This is a genomic window from Methylomonas stagni, assembly GCF_050154735.1.
GTDB lineage: Bacteria > Pseudomonadota > Gammaproteobacteria > Methylococcales > Methylomonadaceae > Methylomonas > Methylomonas koyamae_A.
Map to the genome: position 1 here is coordinate 646,549 of NZ_CP189557.1, position 17,890 is coordinate 664,438.

General features: G+C 55.1%; 19 protein-coding genes, 1 tRNA gene and 2 pseudogenes. 11 read left to right on the top strand and 11 right to left on the bottom strand.

The window, feature by feature from the left end; genetic code table 11:
- Positions 1-9: 9 nt before the first annotated feature.
- Both ACP4CD_RS02955 and ACP4CD_RS02960 read left to right on the top strand, forming a co-directional pair.
- Entirely contained in the window at positions 10-462 is a 453-nt protein-coding gene (locus tag ACP4CD_RS02955; RefSeq protein ID WP_426993433.1) for a hydrogenase maturation protease, read from the top strand.
- Positions 455-3,103, top strand: coding sequence for a sensor domain-containing protein (locus ACP4CD_RS02960; protein WP_426993435.1), 2,649 nt, complete (start codon positions 455-457; stop codon positions 3,101-3,103). Before ACP4CD_RS02955 ends, ACP4CD_RS02960 begins: the two co-directional genes overlap by 8 nt.
- A 93-nt stretch (positions 3,104-3,196) precedes the next feature.
- On the opposite strand, the gene ACP4CD_RS02965 is transcribed toward ACP4CD_RS02960, so the two are convergent.
- The 4 genes and pseudogenes from ACP4CD_RS02965 to ACP4CD_RS02980 all read right to left on the bottom strand — a co-directional run bounded on the left by ACP4CD_RS02965 (position 3,197) and on the right by ACP4CD_RS02980 (position 7,008).
- The gene (locus ACP4CD_RS02965) at positions 3,197-4,081 is read right to left on the bottom strand and encodes a fructosamine kinase family protein (protein WP_426993437.1); all 885 of its coding nucleotides are present in this window, start codon (positions 4,079-4,081) and stop codon (positions 3,197-3,199) included.
- Between the two features lie 21 nt (positions 4,082-4,102).
- Positions 4,103-4,659, bottom strand: a pseudogene (locus ACP4CD_RS02970) (Uma2 family endonuclease).
- Positions 4,660-4,778: 119 nt separating this feature from the next.
- Positions 4,779-5,063 (bottom strand): hypothetical protein, encoded by a 285-nt coding sequence (locus ACP4CD_RS02975; RefSeq protein ID WP_426993439.1) that lies wholly within the window; start codon positions 5,061-5,063, stop codon positions 4,779-4,781.
- 283 nt (positions 5,064-5,346) lie between these two features.
- Complete coding sequence (locus ACP4CD_RS02980; RefSeq protein WP_426993441.1) at positions 5,347-7,008, bottom strand: glutamine--tRNA ligase/YqeY domain fusion protein; 1,662 nt, start codon at positions 7,006-7,008, stop codon at positions 5,347-5,349.
- A gap of 241 nt (positions 7,009-7,249) precedes the next feature.
- Here ACP4CD_RS02980 and rpoH point away from each other — a divergent pair, with 241 nt between their 5' ends.
- The 5 genes and pseudogenes from rpoH to ACP4CD_RS03005 form a co-directional block, all read left to right on the top strand.
- Positions 7,250-8,101 (top strand): RNA polymerase sigma factor RpoH, encoded by an 852-nt coding sequence (gene rpoH, locus ACP4CD_RS02985; RefSeq protein ID WP_064030049.1) that lies wholly within the window; start codon positions 7,250-7,252, stop codon positions 8,099-8,101.
- A gap of 135 nt (positions 8,102-8,236) precedes the next feature.
- Positions 8,237-8,321, top strand: a tRNA-Leu gene (locus ACP4CD_RS02990).
- 163 nt (positions 8,322-8,484) lie between these two features.
- Positions 8,485-9,738 carry a tyrosine-type recombinase/integrase gene (locus tag ACP4CD_RS02995; protein WP_426993443.1) on the top strand — a complete coding sequence of 418 codons (1,254 nt, stop codon included), beginning with the start codon at positions 8,485-8,487 and terminating at the stop codon, positions 9,736-9,738.
- A gap of 83 nt (positions 9,739-9,821) precedes the next feature.
- Complete coding sequence (locus ACP4CD_RS03000; RefSeq protein WP_281020581.1) at positions 9,822-10,034, top strand: hypothetical protein; 213 nt, start codon at positions 9,822-9,824, stop codon at positions 10,032-10,034.
- 58 nt (positions 10,035-10,092) lie between these two features.
- Positions 10,093-10,401, top strand: a pseudogene (locus ACP4CD_RS03005) (DUF2335 domain-containing protein); the annotation flags it as partial.
- 50 nt (positions 10,402-10,451) lie between these two features.
- On the opposite strand, the gene ACP4CD_RS03010 reads toward ACP4CD_RS03005, so the two are convergent.
- The 3 genes from ACP4CD_RS03010 to ACP4CD_RS03020 form a co-directional block, all read right to left on the bottom strand.
- Positions 10,452-10,712: an ogr/Delta-like zinc finger family protein gene (locus ACP4CD_RS03010; RefSeq protein WP_071158156.1), complete on the bottom strand. Its 261-nt coding sequence runs from the start codon at positions 10,710-10,712 to the stop codon at positions 10,452-10,454.
- A gap of 138 nt (positions 10,713-10,850) precedes the next feature.
- Positions 10,851-11,135 (bottom strand): helix-turn-helix domain-containing protein, encoded by a 285-nt coding sequence (locus tag ACP4CD_RS03015; protein ID WP_071158158.1) that lies wholly within the window; start codon positions 11,133-11,135, stop codon positions 10,851-10,853.
- Positions 11,128-11,451, bottom strand: coding sequence for a type II toxin-antitoxin system RelE/ParE family toxin (locus ACP4CD_RS03020; RefSeq protein ID WP_168029364.1), 324 nt, complete (start codon positions 11,449-11,451; stop codon positions 11,128-11,130). The genes ACP4CD_RS03015 and ACP4CD_RS03020 overlap by 8 nt, the downstream gene beginning before the upstream one ends.
- 139 nt (positions 11,452-11,590) lie before the next feature.
- Here ACP4CD_RS03020 and ACP4CD_RS03025 point away from each other — a divergent pair, with 139 nt between their 5' ends.
- From ACP4CD_RS03025 to ACP4CD_RS03040, 4 genes are all read left to right on the top strand, one after another.
- Complete coding sequence (locus tag ACP4CD_RS03025) at positions 11,591-11,866, top strand: tyrosine-type recombinase/integrase (RefSeq protein WP_071158160.1); 276 nt, start codon at positions 11,591-11,593, stop codon at positions 11,864-11,866.
- 1,202 nt (positions 11,867-13,068) lie between these two features.
- Positions 13,069-13,512 carry a hypothetical protein gene (locus ACP4CD_RS03030; RefSeq protein ID WP_426993446.1) on the top strand — a complete coding sequence of 148 codons (444 nt, stop codon included), beginning with the start codon at positions 13,069-13,071 and terminating at the stop codon, positions 13,510-13,512.
- Positions 13,513-13,526: 14 nt separating this feature from the next.
- Complete coding sequence (locus tag ACP4CD_RS03035) at positions 13,527-14,192, top strand: hypothetical protein (RefSeq protein WP_426993448.1); 666 nt, start codon at positions 13,527-13,529, stop codon at positions 14,190-14,192.
- A 22-nt stretch (positions 14,193-14,214) separates the two neighbouring features.
- The gene (locus tag ACP4CD_RS03040; protein WP_281020579.1) at positions 14,215-14,781 is read left to right on the top strand and encodes a VPLPA-CTERM sorting domain-containing protein; all 567 of its coding nucleotides are present in this window, start codon (positions 14,215-14,217) and stop codon (positions 14,779-14,781) included.
- 356 nt (positions 14,782-15,137) lie between these two features.
- On the opposite strand, the gene ACP4CD_RS03045 is transcribed toward ACP4CD_RS03040, so the two are convergent.
- From ACP4CD_RS03045 to ACP4CD_RS03060, 4 genes are all read right to left on the bottom strand, one after another.
- On the bottom strand, positions 15,138-15,758 hold the full coding sequence (locus ACP4CD_RS03045; RefSeq protein WP_064030057.1) for a hypothetical protein: 621 nt from the start codon (positions 15,756-15,758) through the stop codon (positions 15,138-15,140).
- Between the two features lie 142 nt (positions 15,759-15,900).
- Positions 15,901-16,098: a hypothetical protein gene (locus ACP4CD_RS03050; RefSeq protein ID WP_426993449.1), complete on the bottom strand. Its 198-nt coding sequence runs from the start codon at positions 16,096-16,098 to the stop codon at positions 15,901-15,903.
- Between the two features lie 503 nt (positions 16,099-16,601).
- A complete protein-coding gene (locus ACP4CD_RS03055; protein WP_426993450.1) occupies positions 16,602-16,970 on the bottom strand; it encodes an SCO4402 family protein in 369 nt (122 codons plus the stop codon).
- Between the two features lie 355 nt (positions 16,971-17,325).
- Positions 17,326-17,841 (bottom strand): hypothetical protein, encoded by a 516-nt coding sequence (locus tag ACP4CD_RS03060; protein WP_426993452.1) that lies wholly within the window; start codon positions 17,839-17,841, stop codon positions 17,326-17,328.
- Positions 17,842-17,890 lie beyond the last annotated feature (49 nt).

Genomic DNA, 17,890 nt, shown 5'->3' on the forward strand with positions numbered 1-17,890 from the left:
GTGACGTTGATGCCGCATATCGTTTGTTTCGGCAATCCGCTGCACGGCGACGACGGCTTCGGCGCGGCGGTGTATACGCGGCTAAGCGAAACTCCGCTGCCGGACGGTTGGCGGGCGTTCGACGCCGGCACCTCGGGTTTGAACGCGTTGATGTTGTTTCGGGACTGCGGCGAGGCCATCATCGTCGATAGCCTGGCGCCGGGTGCCGAGCCGGGCCGCTTGCGGGAATTGACGGCCGGCGATGTGCTGGCCGAAGCCGCGCCGGTCGGGCACGGCGGCGGGGTCGGCTATTTGTTGCAAGCCTTGCAAGCGATGCCCGAGCCGCCGCCGCGCGTCCGTATCGTCGCGGTCGAATCCGCCGACGTGTCGGCCTTTCGGCCGGGTTTATCCTCGCCGGTCGCGGCCGCCGTGGCGCCGGCCGTGGCGCTGATCCGTAGTTACATTGGAGCCGGCGATGACTGACCAGGCCCTGCAAGCCGAATTGGAGTGGCTAAGGTTGGAGCTGGCCGCGTTGCGGCTGGCGAATTCCGCGTTGGAACAGCAAATGGTGAAGGGCGCCGAGCAAACCGACGCGATGATTCGGGCGTTGGAGACGCAAAGCAGCGCGCTAAGGGCGGCGAATCTACGGCAACTCAACCAAACCAATTTTACGCAGCGGGTGATGGACACCACCGGCGCGCTTGTGATCGTGCTGGGTCCGGACGGCAGAATAAGCCAGATCAATCGGCGTTGTGCCGAAGCGATGGGCGAGCAAGCGGCGGCGATCGAGGGTCGCGTTTTGGACGAATGGCTGTTTCCCGACGAATTGCAAACCTTGATGGACCAATTGCCGGAATTGCCGTGGCCGGTGTATTCGCCGTTGTTCGAAACCCTGCGTCGGGCCGACGGTTACGCGGCCGAGCACCGTCTGGCCGATTCGAGCGGCGCGTTCCACGATTATTGGATGGAAGCAAGCCTACTGCACAGCCCGCAGGGTAAGGAAGAAGGCGCGGTGATTTGCGCCACCGACATCAGTGCGTTGAAGAATCAGCAAAACCGTTTGCGGCGTAGCGAAAGCCTGTTGAAGGAAGCCCAACATATCGCGCAGTTGGGCCATTGGGAGCTGGATTTAGCGGCGGACCGCTTGATTTGGTCCGAGGAAGTTTGCCGGATATTCGAGTTGGACGCGGCGCGGGCGCCGGCCAACTATCAAGCGTTTCTGGCCTTGGTGCATCCGGACGACAGGGCCGCCGTCGATCAGGCCTACGCCGAGTCGCTGAACTCGCCGTGCGCGTTCGCGATCGATCACCGTTTGTTGCTGGCCGGCGATCGAATCAAATGGGTACACGAGCGTTGCGTCACGCATTACGACAGCGACGGCCGGCCGCTACGCTCGTTCGGCACGGTGCAGGACATTACGGCCCAGCGCGATGCCGAGTCGGAGCAGGAACTGGCGGCCAGCGTGTTCGACAACAGCTTGAACGGCATCATGATTACCGATGCGAAGACCCGCATCATCAAGGTGAATCGGGCGTTTTCGGAAATCCTGGGTTACGCGCCGCCCGAGGTGCTGGGCCACAAAGCCAGACTGTTGAAATCCGGTAATCAGGACGCGCATTTTTACCGGAATTTGTGGCGCACTCTGGAACGCGACGGCAAATGGCAAGGCGAGATTTGGGATCGCCGCCGCGACGGCGGCGTGGTTCCTCTGTGGCAGAGCATCTCGGTGGTGCGAGCGATGGACGGCCGCTTGCTGCATTACATCGGCGTGTTTTACGATCTTAGCGAACAAAAGCGCAACGCCGAGCACATTCACCGCTTGGCCTATTACGACGTGTTGACCGGTCTGCCTAATCGCCAATTGCTGAACGAGCGCTGCGAACACGCGTTGCGGCGCGCGCAGCGCGACGGCCAGGGCTTGGCGGTCTTGTTCCTGGATTTGGATCGTTTCAAGCACGTCAACGATACCTTGGGTCATCCGGTCGGCGACGAGCTGTTGCGCGCGGTGGCGCAGCGTCTCAGGGACAGTTTGCGGGAAATCGATACCGTGGCCCGTCTGGGCGGCGACGAATTTATCGTTCTGCTTGAAGACACTCGCCACCAACCGGACATCGAACGGATCGCCGCCAAAATTCTCGGCGCGCTGACCCTGCCGTTTAACGTCGCCGGCCATCGCCTGGACATCGGCACCTCGATAGGCATCAGTCGCTTTCCCGGCGACGGCAACGATGCGACCACGCTGATCAAACATGCCGATTTGGCGATGTACCGGGCCAAGGAACAGGGCAGGGGCAATTTCCAGTTTTACGAAGCCCATCTCACCGCCCGCGCCAACGAACGGCTGCATCTCGAAGGCGAGTTGCGCGAAGCCGTGGCGCGCGGCGAGCTGACATTGTATTACCAGCCGCAATACCGGGTCGGCGACGGCCGTCTGGCCGGCGCGGAAGTGTTGCTGCGTTGGTTTCATCGCGAATTGGGCATGATCCCGCCCGACAAATTCATTCCTATCGCCGAGGATTGCGGTTTGATCGTACCGATCGGCGAATGGGTGCTGCTGATGGCTTGCCGGCAAATGAAGAGTTGGTTGGATTCCGGCTTGAATCTGCCTCGCGTCGCGGTGAATTTGTCCGGCGTGCAAATCGAGCGCGGCAATATACTGGCGATGGTCAGCCGGACCCTGGCCTCGACCGGCTTGCCCGCGAGCTGTCTGGAACTGGAAATCACCGAGACCTATATCATGCGTCAAGCGGAGTCCAATGTCGGCGTGCTGGAAGAATTGCGCGCGTTGGGCGTGACCTTGGCGATCGACGACTTCGGTACCGGGCATTCGTCGTTGGGATACTTGAAGCGACTGCCGGTCGCCAAACTGAAAATCGATCGCTCGTTTGTGATGGACATTCCGCAAGACAGCAACGACGTCGCCATTACCCGCGCCATTCTCGCCCTGGGTCAAAGTCTGAAGATGACGGTATTGGCCGAAGGCGTCGAAACCGCCGAACAGGCGGCGTTTTTGCGCGAACTGGAGTGCGACGAAGTGCAGGGCTACTTTTTCGGCAACTGTTTGGATAGCGCAGCCTTCGCCAAGCTATTGCAAGTCGCGGCGGAGGCCGGCGAATTCAGCTAGGCATCGTGGGGAGCTGCAGGTGAAGCGTTAGCCGCGATTGAGGGTAGGGGCAAAAGAGTCGGAACGGCGAACGGAGCGGGACATCGACGGCGTTTAACCCAATTCCGCCAGGAGCTGTTCCATCATACGCTTGGCCTGGCTCTGATAGCCGCCGCCGAATAAATTCAGATGGTTGAGGATGTGGTACAGGTTGTAGAGCGTGACGCGGGTTTTGTAGCCGCTGTCCAGCGGATATTCTCGTTGGTAGGCCGCGTAGAAATCGCGGCTGAAACCGCCGAACAATTCGGTCATCGCGATGTCCGCTTCGCGGTCGCCGTAATAACACGCCGGATCGTACATCAGCGGTTGGCCTTGCGCGTCGCAGCCGGCGTTGCCGCCCCATAAATCGCCGTGCAACAGCGAAGGGTGGGGGCGGTAATCGCTGAAAAACTCGCCGACGCGCTCCCGCAAGCGTTCGCCCAAGCTTTGCAACGGGCCGCCATGGCCGTTCTCGGCGGCGATGCGCAATTGTTCGCCCAAGCGCCGGTCGCGCCAAAATTCGACCCAGTCGTCGGCGCGCCGGTTGAATTGCGGCGTGGAGCCTATCGTATTGTCGCGATGCCAGCCGAACCAGGGCTGGCGTATCCGATGTAAAGCCGCCAGCGCTTCGCCGAAGCGGCCGGCGGCGGTCGAATGCAGCGGGCCAAGCTCGACAAAGTGCAACACCAGATAGGATTGGTCGGCGAAACGGCCGTGGCAAATCGGCTCCGGTACCTCGACCGTGTCGGATTCGCGCAGTTCGCGCAATCCGGCGGCCTCGGCGGCGAACATGTCCGCCAGCGACGCCCGGTTCAGCTTGACGAACCAATCCACCCCGTCGGCTCGCAAGCGGTAAGCGGCATTGATGTCGCCGCCGCCGACGCTGGCGATGCGCGGATTTTGCAGCGTTCGGCCGGTGGTTTGTTGCAAATGTTGTATTAGTTCAGCGTTCAGGGTCATTTCGGTTCCAGGAGCGGCGGGTCAATCCCAAGCCGCTTCGTAAATGCTGTCGATGGGGATATTCAGTTCAACCGATGCTAGCGGGATTGTGGCGCCGTCGGTGTATATGTTCATGTCCCAACCGTCGTCGGTACGCCGGTAAACGCGCACGTCCATGCAGCTTTGCGCGACCAGTACATATTCTTGCAGGCTGTCCAGTGACTGGTATAGCTGGCGCTTGTCCTCGCGGTCGAATTTGGCGGTGGAATCCGACAGGACTTCGACGACCAGTTTCGGCTGTTCGCGGAAATGGCTATCCGGCGCGGTCTCGCAAGTGACCATCAGATCGGGGTAAAAAACGCGTCCGCCGCGGCGACCTTCAATTTGACGTCGGACATGAACACTCGGCACGGCGTGCCGCGCAAGTGCTCCCGAAACAGCATGTAGAGGTTGCCGGCGATGAGGTTATGGCTGTCGCTGGTGCCGGTCATCGCGAACACCTCGCCGGCCAGATATTCGTGTTTGACAGGGCTGGACAATTCCATTTCCAGATAATCTTCCGGCGTCAAGTGGTTCGATTTGGGCATCGGTACGGACATGGGGCACTCCTGATCCTTAGGCTAAAGATATTCCTTATTGTTGATGGGATTGCCGGGTTTTGCAATCGGCGAATCGGCGTTGCGGTCTATACGCGGATGTGCCGGACACCAGTGGCGGGCTAATCGCTCTTCGCGATTGTCGAATCCCAGTCGATGCGGCATTTTTCGCAGGTGAAGTGAATGGTCTCAGGCGCGCTAAGCTGTTTAGTGCGCCGGTGCATCCATCGGTTGCAAGTCGGGCACTTGGCGACGTACATACGTAGCGCTCCGATCAGCATCACAAAAATCCACATCATCATTAGCACGGCAATGCTTATTGTCTCCAGCGAGTCGTCGTTCAGCTGATATGCGGCATAAAATGAGTATGCAAAGGGCACTACCGAAACCGCAAGAATCGACAGCATAGCCTTCAGTGAGGTTTTAGCGTGGGTAGGATGAATTCGAGGAGTCATGTGGCGGCCAGACGCTGAAAGTTATTGGTACCGGAGCGTAACGTAGTGGAAACCGACGCTGCGCGGCTTTATCGCGGAGCGTCATGTTGACCGTTATGTTAGGGTGGCATTCCGCACCACTTCGGCTAGGACCGTAGGGTGCATAAGCGATAGCGTCATGCACCACAGATCGAAAAGTCAAATGGCGGAAGGCGTTGCGCTTTTCCACCCTACCTACTCATAGGCCAAATTCAAATTACTTCCCCCAACTATCCCTCAACGTCACCGTCCGGTTAAACACTAATTTCCCCGGTTGGCTATCGACGCTGTCGGCGCAGAAATAGCCGGTGCGTTCGAATTGGTAGCGGGTATCGGGCGTGGCGTTGGCGAGGCTGGCTTCGACGCGGGCGTCTGTCAAGACTTCCAGCGAGTCGGGGTTGATGCCGTCCAGGAAGTTGTCCAGGGTGTCCGGGTTAGGGTGGCTGAACAGGCGGTCGTAGAGGCGGATTTCCGCCGGCAGCGCGTGTTGCTCGGAGACCCAGTGAATCACGCCCTTGACCTTGCGGCCTTCCGGGTTCTTGCCCAGCGTGGCCGGGTCGTAGCTGCAACGCAGTTCGACGACATTGCCGGCGGCGTCTTTAATGACTTCCTCGCATTTGATCACGTAAGAACCGCGCAAGCGCACTTCGCCGCCGGGCACCAGACGTTTGAAGTCTTTCGGCGGGTTTTCCATGAAGTCGTCTTGTTCGATCAATATCACTTTGCCGAACGCCACTTCGCGGCTGCCCATTTCCGGTTTTTGCGGGTGGTTGGCGATTTGGTAAGTCTCGCTCTTGCCGTCTTCCCAGTTAGTGATGACGACGCGCAACGGCCGCAAGACCGCCATCGCCCGTAACGCGTTGTCGTTGAGGTTGTCGCGGATGCAGGTCTCCAGAAAGCTCATTTCTATCCAGGAGTTTTTCTTGGTCACGCCGATGCGCTCGCAGAAATCGCGGATCGCTTCCGGCGGTACGCCGGCGCGGCGCAGGCCGGAGATGGTCGGCATGCGCGGGTCGTCCCAGCCGGTGACGTGTTTTTCGGTGACCAGTTGCAGTAGTTTGCGCTTGCTGACGATGGTGTATTCCAGTTGCAGGCGGGCGAACTCGATTTGCTGCGGGTGGCACGGCGTTTTTAGTTCGTCCAAGACCCAGTCGTAGAGCGGGCGGTGGTCTTCGAACTCCAGCGTGCAGATCGAGTGGGTGATGCCCTCCAGCATATCCGACAAACAGTGGGTGTAGTCGTACATCGGATAGATGCACCAGGCGTCGCCGGTGCGGTGGTGATGAGCACGGCGGATGCGGTAAATCGCCGGGTCGCGCATATTAATGTTGGGCGAAGCCATGTCGATTTTGGCACGCAGCACGTATTGGCCGTCGGCGAACTCGCCGGCGCGCATGCGTTGGAACAGGTCCAGGTTTTCTTCGATAGGGCGGTCGCGGTCCGGGCTAGGCTTACCGGGTTCGGTCAGCGTGCCGCGATCCAAACGCATTTGTTCCGGCGTGGAACTGTCCACGTAAGCCTGACCTTGCATAATCAATTGCACCGCATAGTCGTACAAGGTCTCGAAATAATCGGAAGCGTGGTATTTGCCGGCCCATTGGAAGCCCAGCCAAGCCACGTCGCGCTCGATCGATTCCATATATTCGACGCTTTCCTTTTCCGGATTGGTATCGTCGAAACGCAGATTGCAGGTGCCGTTGTTTTCGGCGGCTAGCGTAAAGTTCAAGCAGATCGATTTGGCGTGGCCGATATGCAGATAGCCATTGGGCTCGGGCGGGAAGCGGGTGGCGACCCTGCCGTTGTTTTTAGCGGCGGCCAAATCCTCGGCGATGATGTGGCGGATGAAATTCGAAGAAACGGGGCTATCGGTCGCTGACATGGAGTAGGAAACGGGAAATTGGATAAAGCCGCAAATTTCGCGGGGTTGAACACTGTTGGCCATTTTAACGAGTTTAAACGGTACTCGCAAAGTGGCCGAACCGGTCCGGACGCGGCGAATATTCGCCGAAAATGCTGCTAACTTTTTGACTGAGAAGATTTTTATCAAATTATTAGCACTCTCTGTATTCGAGTGCTAGAATTCTGTCAACACATAAACCATCAACGGAGTCTAGGCTGTTATGAATAACTCTTTGGCTTTGCCGATCAACTTGTCGGTCGGGACATTCGATAATTATTTAAGCGTGATTGCCCGGATGCCCAAATTGAGCGCCGAGCACGAATATGCGTTGGCGGTCCGTTATCGCGACCTCGGCGATCTGGAAGCCGCCAAGGAACTGGTTATGTCCAATTTACGTTTTGTCGCCCACGTTGCGCGCGGTTACGCCGGTTACGGCTTGCCGATGGCGGACATCGTTCAGGAAGGCAATATCGGTTTGATGAAAGCGGTCAAACGTTTCGATCCGGATTTGGGCGTGCGGCTGGTGTCGTTCGCGGTGCATTGGATCAAAGCGGAAATACACGAATACGTGATCAAAAACTGGCGTATCGTTAAGGTGGCTACCACCAAGGCGCAACGTAAATTGTTCTTCAATTTGCGGAAGCTGAAGAAAGACCTGAGCTACCTGAGCCGCGACGATGCCGAGGCGATTGCCGAAAATCTGGATGTCGACGTCAAAACCGTTTACGAGATGGAACGCCGTCTGGACGGGAGAGACGTGGGATTGGAGCCCAGCGACGACGATAGCGACAACTCGCCGGCGCCGATTGCCTATCTGGAGCAGCAGGGCGCCGATCCGGCCTTACTGTTGGAGACCAGCGATTGGGAACACCGTAAGGAAGAGCTATTGCTGGACGCAATGGCGGGACTGGACGAGCGCAGCCGCGATATTCTCGCCAGCCGCTGGCTGGTGGAACAAAAAGCCACCTTGCATGAGCTGGCCGAGCGCTATCAGGTCTCCGCCGAGCGGATACGTCAGCTCGAACAAAACGCGATGAAAAAACTTAAAGCGGCGGTGATGCTGGAAGCTTAAGGACACGCTAGGGTTTTCAATGCGACAAGGACGCACCGCGCTCTAAGTAGGGCGAGGCGAAAATGAAAACTCTAAACCTCGCAATTAAAAAGAGGTTGCGCGGTAATAAAATTGCAGTATAATGGTTGCTTCTGTGCCGGGGTGGTGAAACTGGTAGACGCGCCGGATTCAAAATCCGGTTCCTTCGGGAGTGTCGGTTCGATTCCGACCCTCGGTACCACAGATTTATGCACGCAAGTGCAACGAAGTCAAAAACCCGCAAGCTGTCTGGCTTAGCGGGTTTTTTATTGTGCAAAGAAGTGCAACGAAATGCAGGGGCATGCGAGCAAAAGTGTGTCCTTACCTATAATGGCGCTCGGCGAGGACACAACCGAGGACACACTATGGCGCTTCACCTCAATAAAGACACGGTCTACAGGGCGGCAAAGGCGCGTGATAAAGAATACTTTATCAATGACGGTGGAGGCCTCTATCTGGTGGTCGGCAAAAACGGCACCAAGATCTGGAAGTTCATCTATTCCTTCGAGGGCAAGCGGAAGAAACTTTCATTTGGCGTGTATCCGGATACCACCTTAGAAAACGCCAGGCGCAAAGCCGAAGACGCACGCAATAGCCTTGCCAATGGCACCGATCCAAGCGAGACCAGAAAACAAGCGCGGGCGGAAGCAACCCAAGCCGCAGAAAATAAAAGCCGCGTGACCGCCGGCTTGCCCATCGCCAACAGCTTCGAAGACATTACCAGGCAGTGGTTGGAATCCACGGCCCATACCGTGCGCGACCTCACGCATCACAAGAAAAACCGCCGCTTCGAACTCTACGTGTTTCCGGAAATCGGCCAAATACCGATTGGCGACGTGAAGTCGCCAGACATCTTTGCGGTGATCCGGCCGCTGATTATCAAAAAACAACTGGAAACCGCCCATCGGGTCCGCGCCAACATCAGCGCTGCCTTTGCCTACGCCATTGCTCACGGCTTTACCGGCTACGATCCCGCCCAAGCCGTCGGCGCCCAAATTCCGGCGCAAAAGGTCAAACACAACGCGGCCGTCACCGAGCCAAAGCAAGTCGGACAGCTGCTGCGCGACATTGGCCAATACCAAGGCACCTTTATCGTGCAATGCGCCTTAAGGCTTTCGCCCTACCTATTTCAGCGCCCCGGCGAAATCCGGCAAATGGAATGGAAAGACATCGACATGGCCGCCAAAGAATGGCGCTACTTCGTCACCAAAACTGAAACCCAGCACATCGTCCCGTTATCGGCGCAAGTGATTGAGATATTGGAGGCCATCAAGCCGTTAACCGGTGTCGGCCGCTATGTCTTCCCGTCCAGTAGGGGCGACGGTCGGCCAATGTCCGACGGCACCATTCGTACCGCGTTAAAGACCCTGGGCTACGAACGCGACGAAATGAGCGCCCACGGTTTCAGAACCACCGCGTCCACCTTGCTCAACGAACAAGGCTGGTCGCCGGACGCGATCGAGCGGCAACTGTGCCACATGCCCAAGGACCAAGTCCGCGCCGCCTACAACCGCGCGCAATATCTCGACGAACGTCGACGGATGATGCAGGCCTGGGCCGATTACCTGGACGCCCTCAAAAACGGCGCGCAGGTGATTCAGTTCCCGCGCCAGGCTTAAAGCCAGATTGGGAATGTCGGTCGTTCTGTTATAGAATGAATTGCGTTGAACCCTATTGAATGTTATCGGACAAACGGCAAATTATGAATAAATCCACCTTTAAGGGATTGCTTAGCGGATTGAGCGCTGCCGGTATGCTTTACTCAGATGCTCGTTATCCGGAGCTTCCCCTGTCCATATCCGAAAAAAAACATGATCTCGACAATATGCGTGGGGACTGGTTGAGAATCGGCGGCGACTTCAAAAAGGCAATCCAACGTGAAAAATCCGCGCAAGAAAAAGCCCGTCGCACATAACCTCCACACAGACACCCAAGTATCGGTCGGCTGAAGCGGCCCATTACCGCCACCCGACGCGCTTCAACAATTCGATGCAACCATAGAAAACGGCGCCGAACGCATCCTTAAAATGGCCGAAACCGAGCAAGCTGCTCGCCTGGCCAGAGAAGCCGAAACCATCAAGTACGAACTCGCTAAATTCGAGGCCATACGCCAGGACAACCGACGCGGCCAATGGCTGGGATTTGTCATTGCCTTGTCAGCCGTTGTGGCGGCATCCATCACCGCCTATTTTGGCGCGCATCCTTCGGTATCCATAGCCTTGGTCGGCGTTCCGATCCTGGGCATTGTCAAAGCCATCATCAACAGCCGAAGCGATCGATAAGACAACGCGCGCGGAAAATCAATGCAATGAAGTGGAAGCCAGTTTGGCGATCAGCCGGGTGGCATGCCTTGCAACAGCGCAGCGCGTTCGGCCTTGGTGAGAGTATTCAACAAGTTGGCCGCCAATTGCAGCGTGGACTGAGCCGGCGGGTTGAGGTAGTGCTTAAAGCCTAGCATGGTGACGAACGTCGCCCCGCATTCCTTGACATTGAGGTACTGGCAGTGCAAATCGGCGACGGTTTTTTCGTCGTTCAGATTGTTGCGGGACGTGATGCGGGCTTTTTGTTGGCAGTTGGAGCAATAGACAGTCATATGAGCGTTCCGGATGAATGGGCGAGGTTTAAAACTATACGCCGCGCAAGCAAAAAATCACTGAATACAGCCAACGCCGAACGCGCCATACAGCAAGCGGGTTAAACTCAAGCCGCTCTCGCTACTCGATGCGGCATGTTATGCCGCCGTCAATTCAACCCGTCTGCCGGCTCGGGTAGCCAGCGTTACCAGCATGTCCAGACTGAATTTATCGCGCTTGCCGCGTACCAGATCGGACACGCGCGATTGCCCAATACCTAAATGCTCGGCGGCCTGAATTTGCGTCCAGCCGCGTTCAGTGATGGTTTCGCGCAACCGTGCCATCAACTCGGCGCGCATTGCCAGCAAGGTGGCCTCTTCCGGCGAAAAGCCCAAGTCGGCAAACACATTGCCGCATGATTCAATTACAGGTTCTTTATCCATCGATATTCCCCAGTTGTTTATAACGACGAGCGGCCAGCTCAATATCTTCGCGCCGCGTTTTTTGTGTTTTCTTATGAAAAGCATGCAGTACGTACACCGCGTTATCGAACTTGGCGACATAGACTACCCGCCACTCGCCCAGCACATGAATGCGAATCTCGTACGCGCCGGGGCCGACGGACAGCAACGGCTTAAAGTCGGATGGCATGACGCCACGCTGTACGGCATCCAGCTCAAAACCCGCATCGCGGCGAGCTTCGGCGGGAAAGTTTTTAAGGTCGTCCAGGCTGGAACCGATAAAGCTCAGTTTTTTCATGCGGGTTAGATTATCAAGGTGTTTGTATATTTATCAAGGTATTTTGATAGTCTACTAATGGCTAAATACCGATTTTTTTCTTTCAGCCTCACGTTGCCCGTCCCGCGTCGATGCACTGTATGCGGCCTACGCCCTTGAATTGAAGGGCCGGTTCCGACGCGCGGCCAAGCGTAGCGAGCTGGCATTCCCGCGCGGACAGGCTACCCATATTCTGCGGCATTCGTTCGCCAGCCATTTCGTGATGAATGGCGGCAACGTCTTGAGCCTGCAAAAAATCCTGGGCCATGCCGACATCAGCATGACGATGCGCTACGCCCACTTGGCGCCGGATCATCTGAAGGATGCGGTGTTGCTCAACCCTATGTCCAGTTCATCCACCAACCACCCAGCTCGAGGGCTTTCCCAAGTGGCGTAACGTGTCGACGTCTTGAGTTCGCGACCTGGATCTGATGGCGGCTTGCTCGGTACCGGTATAGTCTTCGCAAAGCCGCCGCACTACCCAAAATTCACTCCTCCTCACCTGCGCGGTTTTTGCACAAAAAATTGCACGCGAATTTCGTTTTGAAGGGATTAAACCGGGATAAATTGCCGGAAAGCCAGGAAAGTCGCGGGATTCAGACACCAAAGCGGACCAACTTTACCGGTTTGCAAAATTCACAAAGTGCCGATCATTTACGGTTTGCGCCATTTCAACAGGCCAAACGGCACACCGAAAAAACCGGTGATTTTTCTTAAATAATTGATATTTATGGCTTTAAGTGCCGAAATGTTTTTTCCATGGATTTGCGTCGATCCGCCACCGAAAGTCTGTAAGCCGCGTGGCGTCTGAATATGGCAAGCATTTCAATGGCACAAATTGGCAGATTTCAGGAATTCGAGAGATCAAGGTTTCTGGATCGGGAAGGCGATAAATCAGGGCAAATTTCGCGATCGAGATTTGATTGTTTTCTGTCGAAAAGCAACCGACAGGAGATTGAGCTGTGTCCTTGAGTGTGTCCTTATTTGAAGTGTTGAAAAATCATTACATATAAATCAATTATTTAAGAATATTAAGGTTCCGACCCTCGTACCACAGATTAATGCACGCAAGTGCAACGAAGTCCAAAAACCCGCAAGCTGTCTGGCTTAGCGGGTTTCTTATTGTCCAGAATACTTCAAGCAAATGCAGGTGCTGTTACAGCGACAATGCCCGCGAAACCTTCTTCCCTGCCGCTTGCGCTGTCCGCAACATCACAAAGCCCGCCGTTTCGAAATTCAATGTCCGCCCGGAGTCGGCTGAAAGCCGATCGGCAATATGAAGTTGCCGGCTGATTTTGCTATCGCCCGGCCACTGTAAGGACGTAATTTCAACCCGGCAAAATACAATTAACCAGCACACGTAGCCGGTTTTCCAGCCACTGAATAAAAACGCTGGTCAATGGGGCTAAATTACCCTATATTTAATGCAGTAATTTTTGACGCTCATTTTGGCTTTTTTCGGCGGGTTGCCGGCAAAGGCGTCTGACTTCATCCTGGTTTTTTACAACAAGTCTAAATTTCTCCTGTCCACCCGGACTGGCCGACAGTATCAACGGGTTTGGGCAAATCGCATTTCATTACTCCATCAAGGAGGCTCTTATGAATAAGATCAAACACAAACCAAGCCTTGCGGTCGCTTGCCTGCTGATCGTGCCGGGTTTATCGACCCCAACCATCGGCATAGCCGAAACCGGTAATGTGGTGTTATGGAACAAACTGGGGAGTAACGCCGAGGTGACCAATAGCGAAGTAGGACCGGATGGCGCCCTAATGGGCGGCAATTACGCTTACGAGCCGGGCAAATTCGGCAACGGCTACGTTCGTAAAGGCCTTTGGAACTGGGTTGAGTTCCCAGGCCAAATTATGCGAAATCTCGCGCAACGCGGCGCGATCTCGATGTGGATCATCCCCAAGGTCACCCAGCCGCAGCCCTACAACTACGGCGTTTTCGGATTGCTTGGTCACCCCTATTCAGGACAAACGGATACTTTTTTCTCTACTGGGGCGACGGCGTTACCGGCAAGGGTATTTTCGGCGGCATAGGCTCGGCTGGAATATTGACCCCAAACGAACCCAAACAGTTTGTCGCGCAAATCGGCACGCCGTTCCACGCCGCGATTGCCTGGAATGTCAATGGCATAGACGGTAGTAGCGATAGATTGAGAGTTTACCGCGACGGACAACTGATCAGTTCCAGTTCCTCATCATGGAACCCGGCGGCCATTCCCGCCGCGGGTTTTATTGTGGGTAGTAGCGCGGAATCGGACGGCAACTCTTATGACAAGTACATCGTCGACAATGTGGTTGCCTACGATTACGCCAAAACCGATTTTTCCGACCGATTCATCGAAAATCCGGTGGATTGCCAAGTAGGCGAGCTACCCGAACTATCGGCCAACATCAGCAAAAAGTCCGGCACGCAAAGCGCCCGTATCTGGACGATTTCGCTCGGCAACAATAGCCGTTGTCCGGCGGAAAACGCCCAAATCGACGCATTGAATCTCACTCAAGTCGCCGGCGCGGCTTGTACTCCAACCGTGACCACGCCAGCCAGTTTCCCATTGGGCGTTGGCAATATTCCGGCCGGCGCGCAGGTGAGCGGTACGGCCAGCATCAACTTCAACGGTTGCCCTAACGTCGCCAGATTTAAAGTCAGCATTCCGTTTAGTAGTAACGACGGCGAAGTATCCGGATCTAAAACCTTGACCAATCAATTCCGCTAATTGTTAATTCGGAGATATTCTGATGATGAAACGCATATTCTTGTTAGCCGGCTTGTTATTCATACTGCCAAGCACCCAGGCCTCGACCGCATTCCAATTGGAGCCCGCCAATGGCGCAATCGCAGGTTACCGAGGCGATACCGTGGGCTGGGGTTTCCTACTGACCAATACCCAAAACTTTCTGGTCGTGACCGGCGCGGAATTTCAATCCTCAAGCTCGCCGGGTACCTTTACCGACTTTATCAGCGCACCCGATAATTTCTTCGTCGTAGGGCCGGGCTTTGGCGCCAGTACGGCCTGGGGACAATCGTTCGATGACAGCAACCAAACCGGATTAGGCCGCTTTAAAATTGCCGACGATGCCGCTCAAGGGACTACCTACGGCCAGATCGTACTGACCTACGACTTATTCGCCCGCAGCCCGTTCAATCCCGCATTCGATCCCGACACCGACACGCTGTCCAACGGCAATGTGTTAACGGCAAACGCTTCGATCACCGTCAATACCGTACCGATACCCGCGGCCTTCTGGTTGTTTGCTTCGGCACTGGCTGGATTAGGGATTTCGCGGCGACCATACCGCCGTTGAACTAAAGCAGCCGTTCAGCCAACGCCGCCGCCAAACCCGAGGCGGCGGCTTTCAAAAATTTTTCGCTGGTTTTTTTGTTATGGGTATGGCTGCGAAAGCCGACATCCAGGCGCCGCAGAGAGGGAGTTTGCCGTCCCTGGCGGCGGATATCCGCTTATCGGCGAGCGTGAAGGCCTTACTCCATGTTGATTCGCTAGGATTGGCGGCGGGGCGAAACGAGTCATTGTCGTCAGCCCCGATAAACTTAATTTAGGCGCGGCGATTAGTCCGCCAAACCCGTTAAGCCAACCGGCCCCGACGCGGCATGCACGGCTCACCCGCGCCAGGGTAGCGCCACACAAACGCGATCGCTTCGGTCACGGCGCGCAATTGACCACCAATTCGTCGCTGAACTGGCCGACTTCATGGTCTTTTTGCACATACACCGCCGTATAGCGACGCAATTCCGGCTTGCCCGGTACCAACAGAGCGCGGTTATCGATAAAGTGAGTCTGGGTTTCCCGCGCCAGAAACATGAACTCCGCGTCGTTATCGCGCTGGCAGTACAAATTGATGCCGTCGCTGCCGCCCTTCAAAAAACTAAATTCCACAACCCCGCCGGTTTGATCGATCGCTTTCAATACCGGTTTGGCCTCGGATAAATCCTGAGAGGACTCGCTGCCGATGATGCCCAGCAGATTGCCGATGGCCTGGGTATAGTTGCTCAGCGTTTTAATGCGCCTAGCCAAAATCCGGGTATGACCGCCCGACTGAATACAGGCCGCGGTTTTCTCCGCATTGGCATGCTGAGCTGCCGCCGCGCTGATGTTGGAAGCGGCAATTTTGCTGTGCAAAGCCTCGTTATCGTTGACGATCACCGCAATATCGTCATCGGACAAGCCCAATTTTTCCTTTAATGCGATCAGATTGTCTTTAAAACGATCATGCCAAAGCAGCAGCTCGCCATCGGAGCGGGGTAAATAATCGGATTTAGCCATGGTAAGACTCCTTAAAAAAGGACAGCGCCGGGATTGACCGTTAGCGCGGAGGCTGGTCAATAGCGGAGAAGTGATGATAAGAAGAGGGGATTTAGACTAGCGAATAAGCTAAGTCTTAGTAGATTGTAGATCAGCTTGCGGATCACTGGGGTGAGACCAATTGTCGCAGCTCCGCGCCGACCGGCCAGCGGATATACCTAGAGGCTACAAGGTCCGGACCGATTCCGGTATCGGCGCTGCCGGCCAAGCCGCGTTCGCGGCCATCGTTGGCAATCGCGGCGCGGTTATTCCAACGCATGCTACTGCCGGCCGGAAAATTCGTGCCGTATTTCGGTTCCACCGCGCCGGAAAATCAGCCCACCGCACGGTAAATCGAGTCCACCGTACGCTCGCTTGGTTGGACCGCGCATTCCAGGCGTCAGAACGCACGGTCGAGTCGGCCGACCGCGCCATCGCCGGCGTCCACCGTGCGGTTTAGGCACCCCATCGTAAGGTTTACTCGCGCTACCGCGCGGAAAATTCAGCGGTCAGCGCGTACCGGGTAGCCCGTGGCGCCGCACTCCGGGCGTCTGGGGCGGTATTCGACGATGGCGGCAAGCTAGCCGGCTATCGGCGGAGGCGCATGGGCAAGGTGGCTTTGCCCGACCGAGCCTGACTGGACAGTGGTCGAGTCGGTTAGCTCTAAGGATGGGGTCCTCGAGAAAACGGAGACGATTCCGTGCGGTTCGCAAGCTCCCCGGTATCTGCACCAGCGGAAGTCGTGAGCAGAGGTAGGGCAAAATTGTCCACCGTTCAAATCCGCGTGGACACAAAACCCGTGCCTTACCAAGCTTCAAAAGCCTGTTAAACGGAATCGACCAAACATTTGTGAGCATCCATCGCCGCACTTAAAACTATTTCCCATTCGGGCAGCGCAACGTATTCTCTATCGCTCAATAGGGTTCCATACTTTTCGAAAATAACTTCAATTGCATCACATACTCTCTTAACTTTGAAAGCCTCTTCTTTATTCTTTAAGCACAGTCCGATCCAACTCTCAGACTCAGAAGAAAGTGTGGTATCGTCAAACAAAAAATGTACAGCTAAATCAAATTCATCATACTCGATACCACATTGGTAATCATGATTTATCCAACAAGACCGTTGATATTCGGCGTCACTTAGACCTTTTAAATAAAAAATAAGCTCATTTCTAAGATTGAGATATTTCATTTTGGCGAATTCCAAGTAGCCCAGTTTTCATATTCGCTCAATGGAAAATGAGCTTGTTCATAGTTTTCAGCAATAGAAACTTCAATTGAAATTCCGTCTCGCCCAATTACTTGCCCATTGCTTCTTACAACGACAGGATCTACCTGCTCGGATGGGTTAAGGCCGTAGCGTGCGGTGAGGTAACGAACCGCAGGGAATAAAGTACGCCGTTTCGCTTACGGTGCGGTAAGCAAGCTTACCGGCATCTACGCCAATAGATATCGCGAACAGAGTTAGGGTGGGCAAAATTGCCCGCCATTAAAATCCGCGTGGGCATAAACACCCTGTTCACCCTACAGGACTCGCCCTTAACTGATTATGGATTAATCCTTTCCCTAAACGCAGCAACAAGCCGCATACCGTCACTTTTCCCTGCAGGGATCAGATTTATAATAATTAAAACGGCGTTCACCAATGTAAATACAAATACAAATGGCCCAAGAACCTTAGATTCAGGACTCCCAAACGTCACAATATAAAGCGTAGTTGCTAAAAGCAGTAATAATTGGGCAATAACTCCTCCAGCATAAAACAACAAACAGGCCGAAAATGACTTAGGTTTCTCGGCAATACACCATCCGCCAGCGCCTGTAACGAGAATGCAGTGTACTTTAGAAGAGTACATCTTTGCTGCTATGGCATGACCAAGTTCATGGAAAATGATCAAGATTGTATAAGCAGCGACTAATGGCAAAGCTCGAATTAAAGTAGGATTTCCTAGAAAGAAAGCAAAAAATACTCCTCCGACCGGGAATGTCCAATGGATAAAAATTGGAACATTACGAATTGAAAACCTTCCTATATATCCGCTCTTTGGGATTCGGTTTTCCATGTATTTATGCATAACTAGTCATTAAACATTTTCCGTATGTCACCAAGCT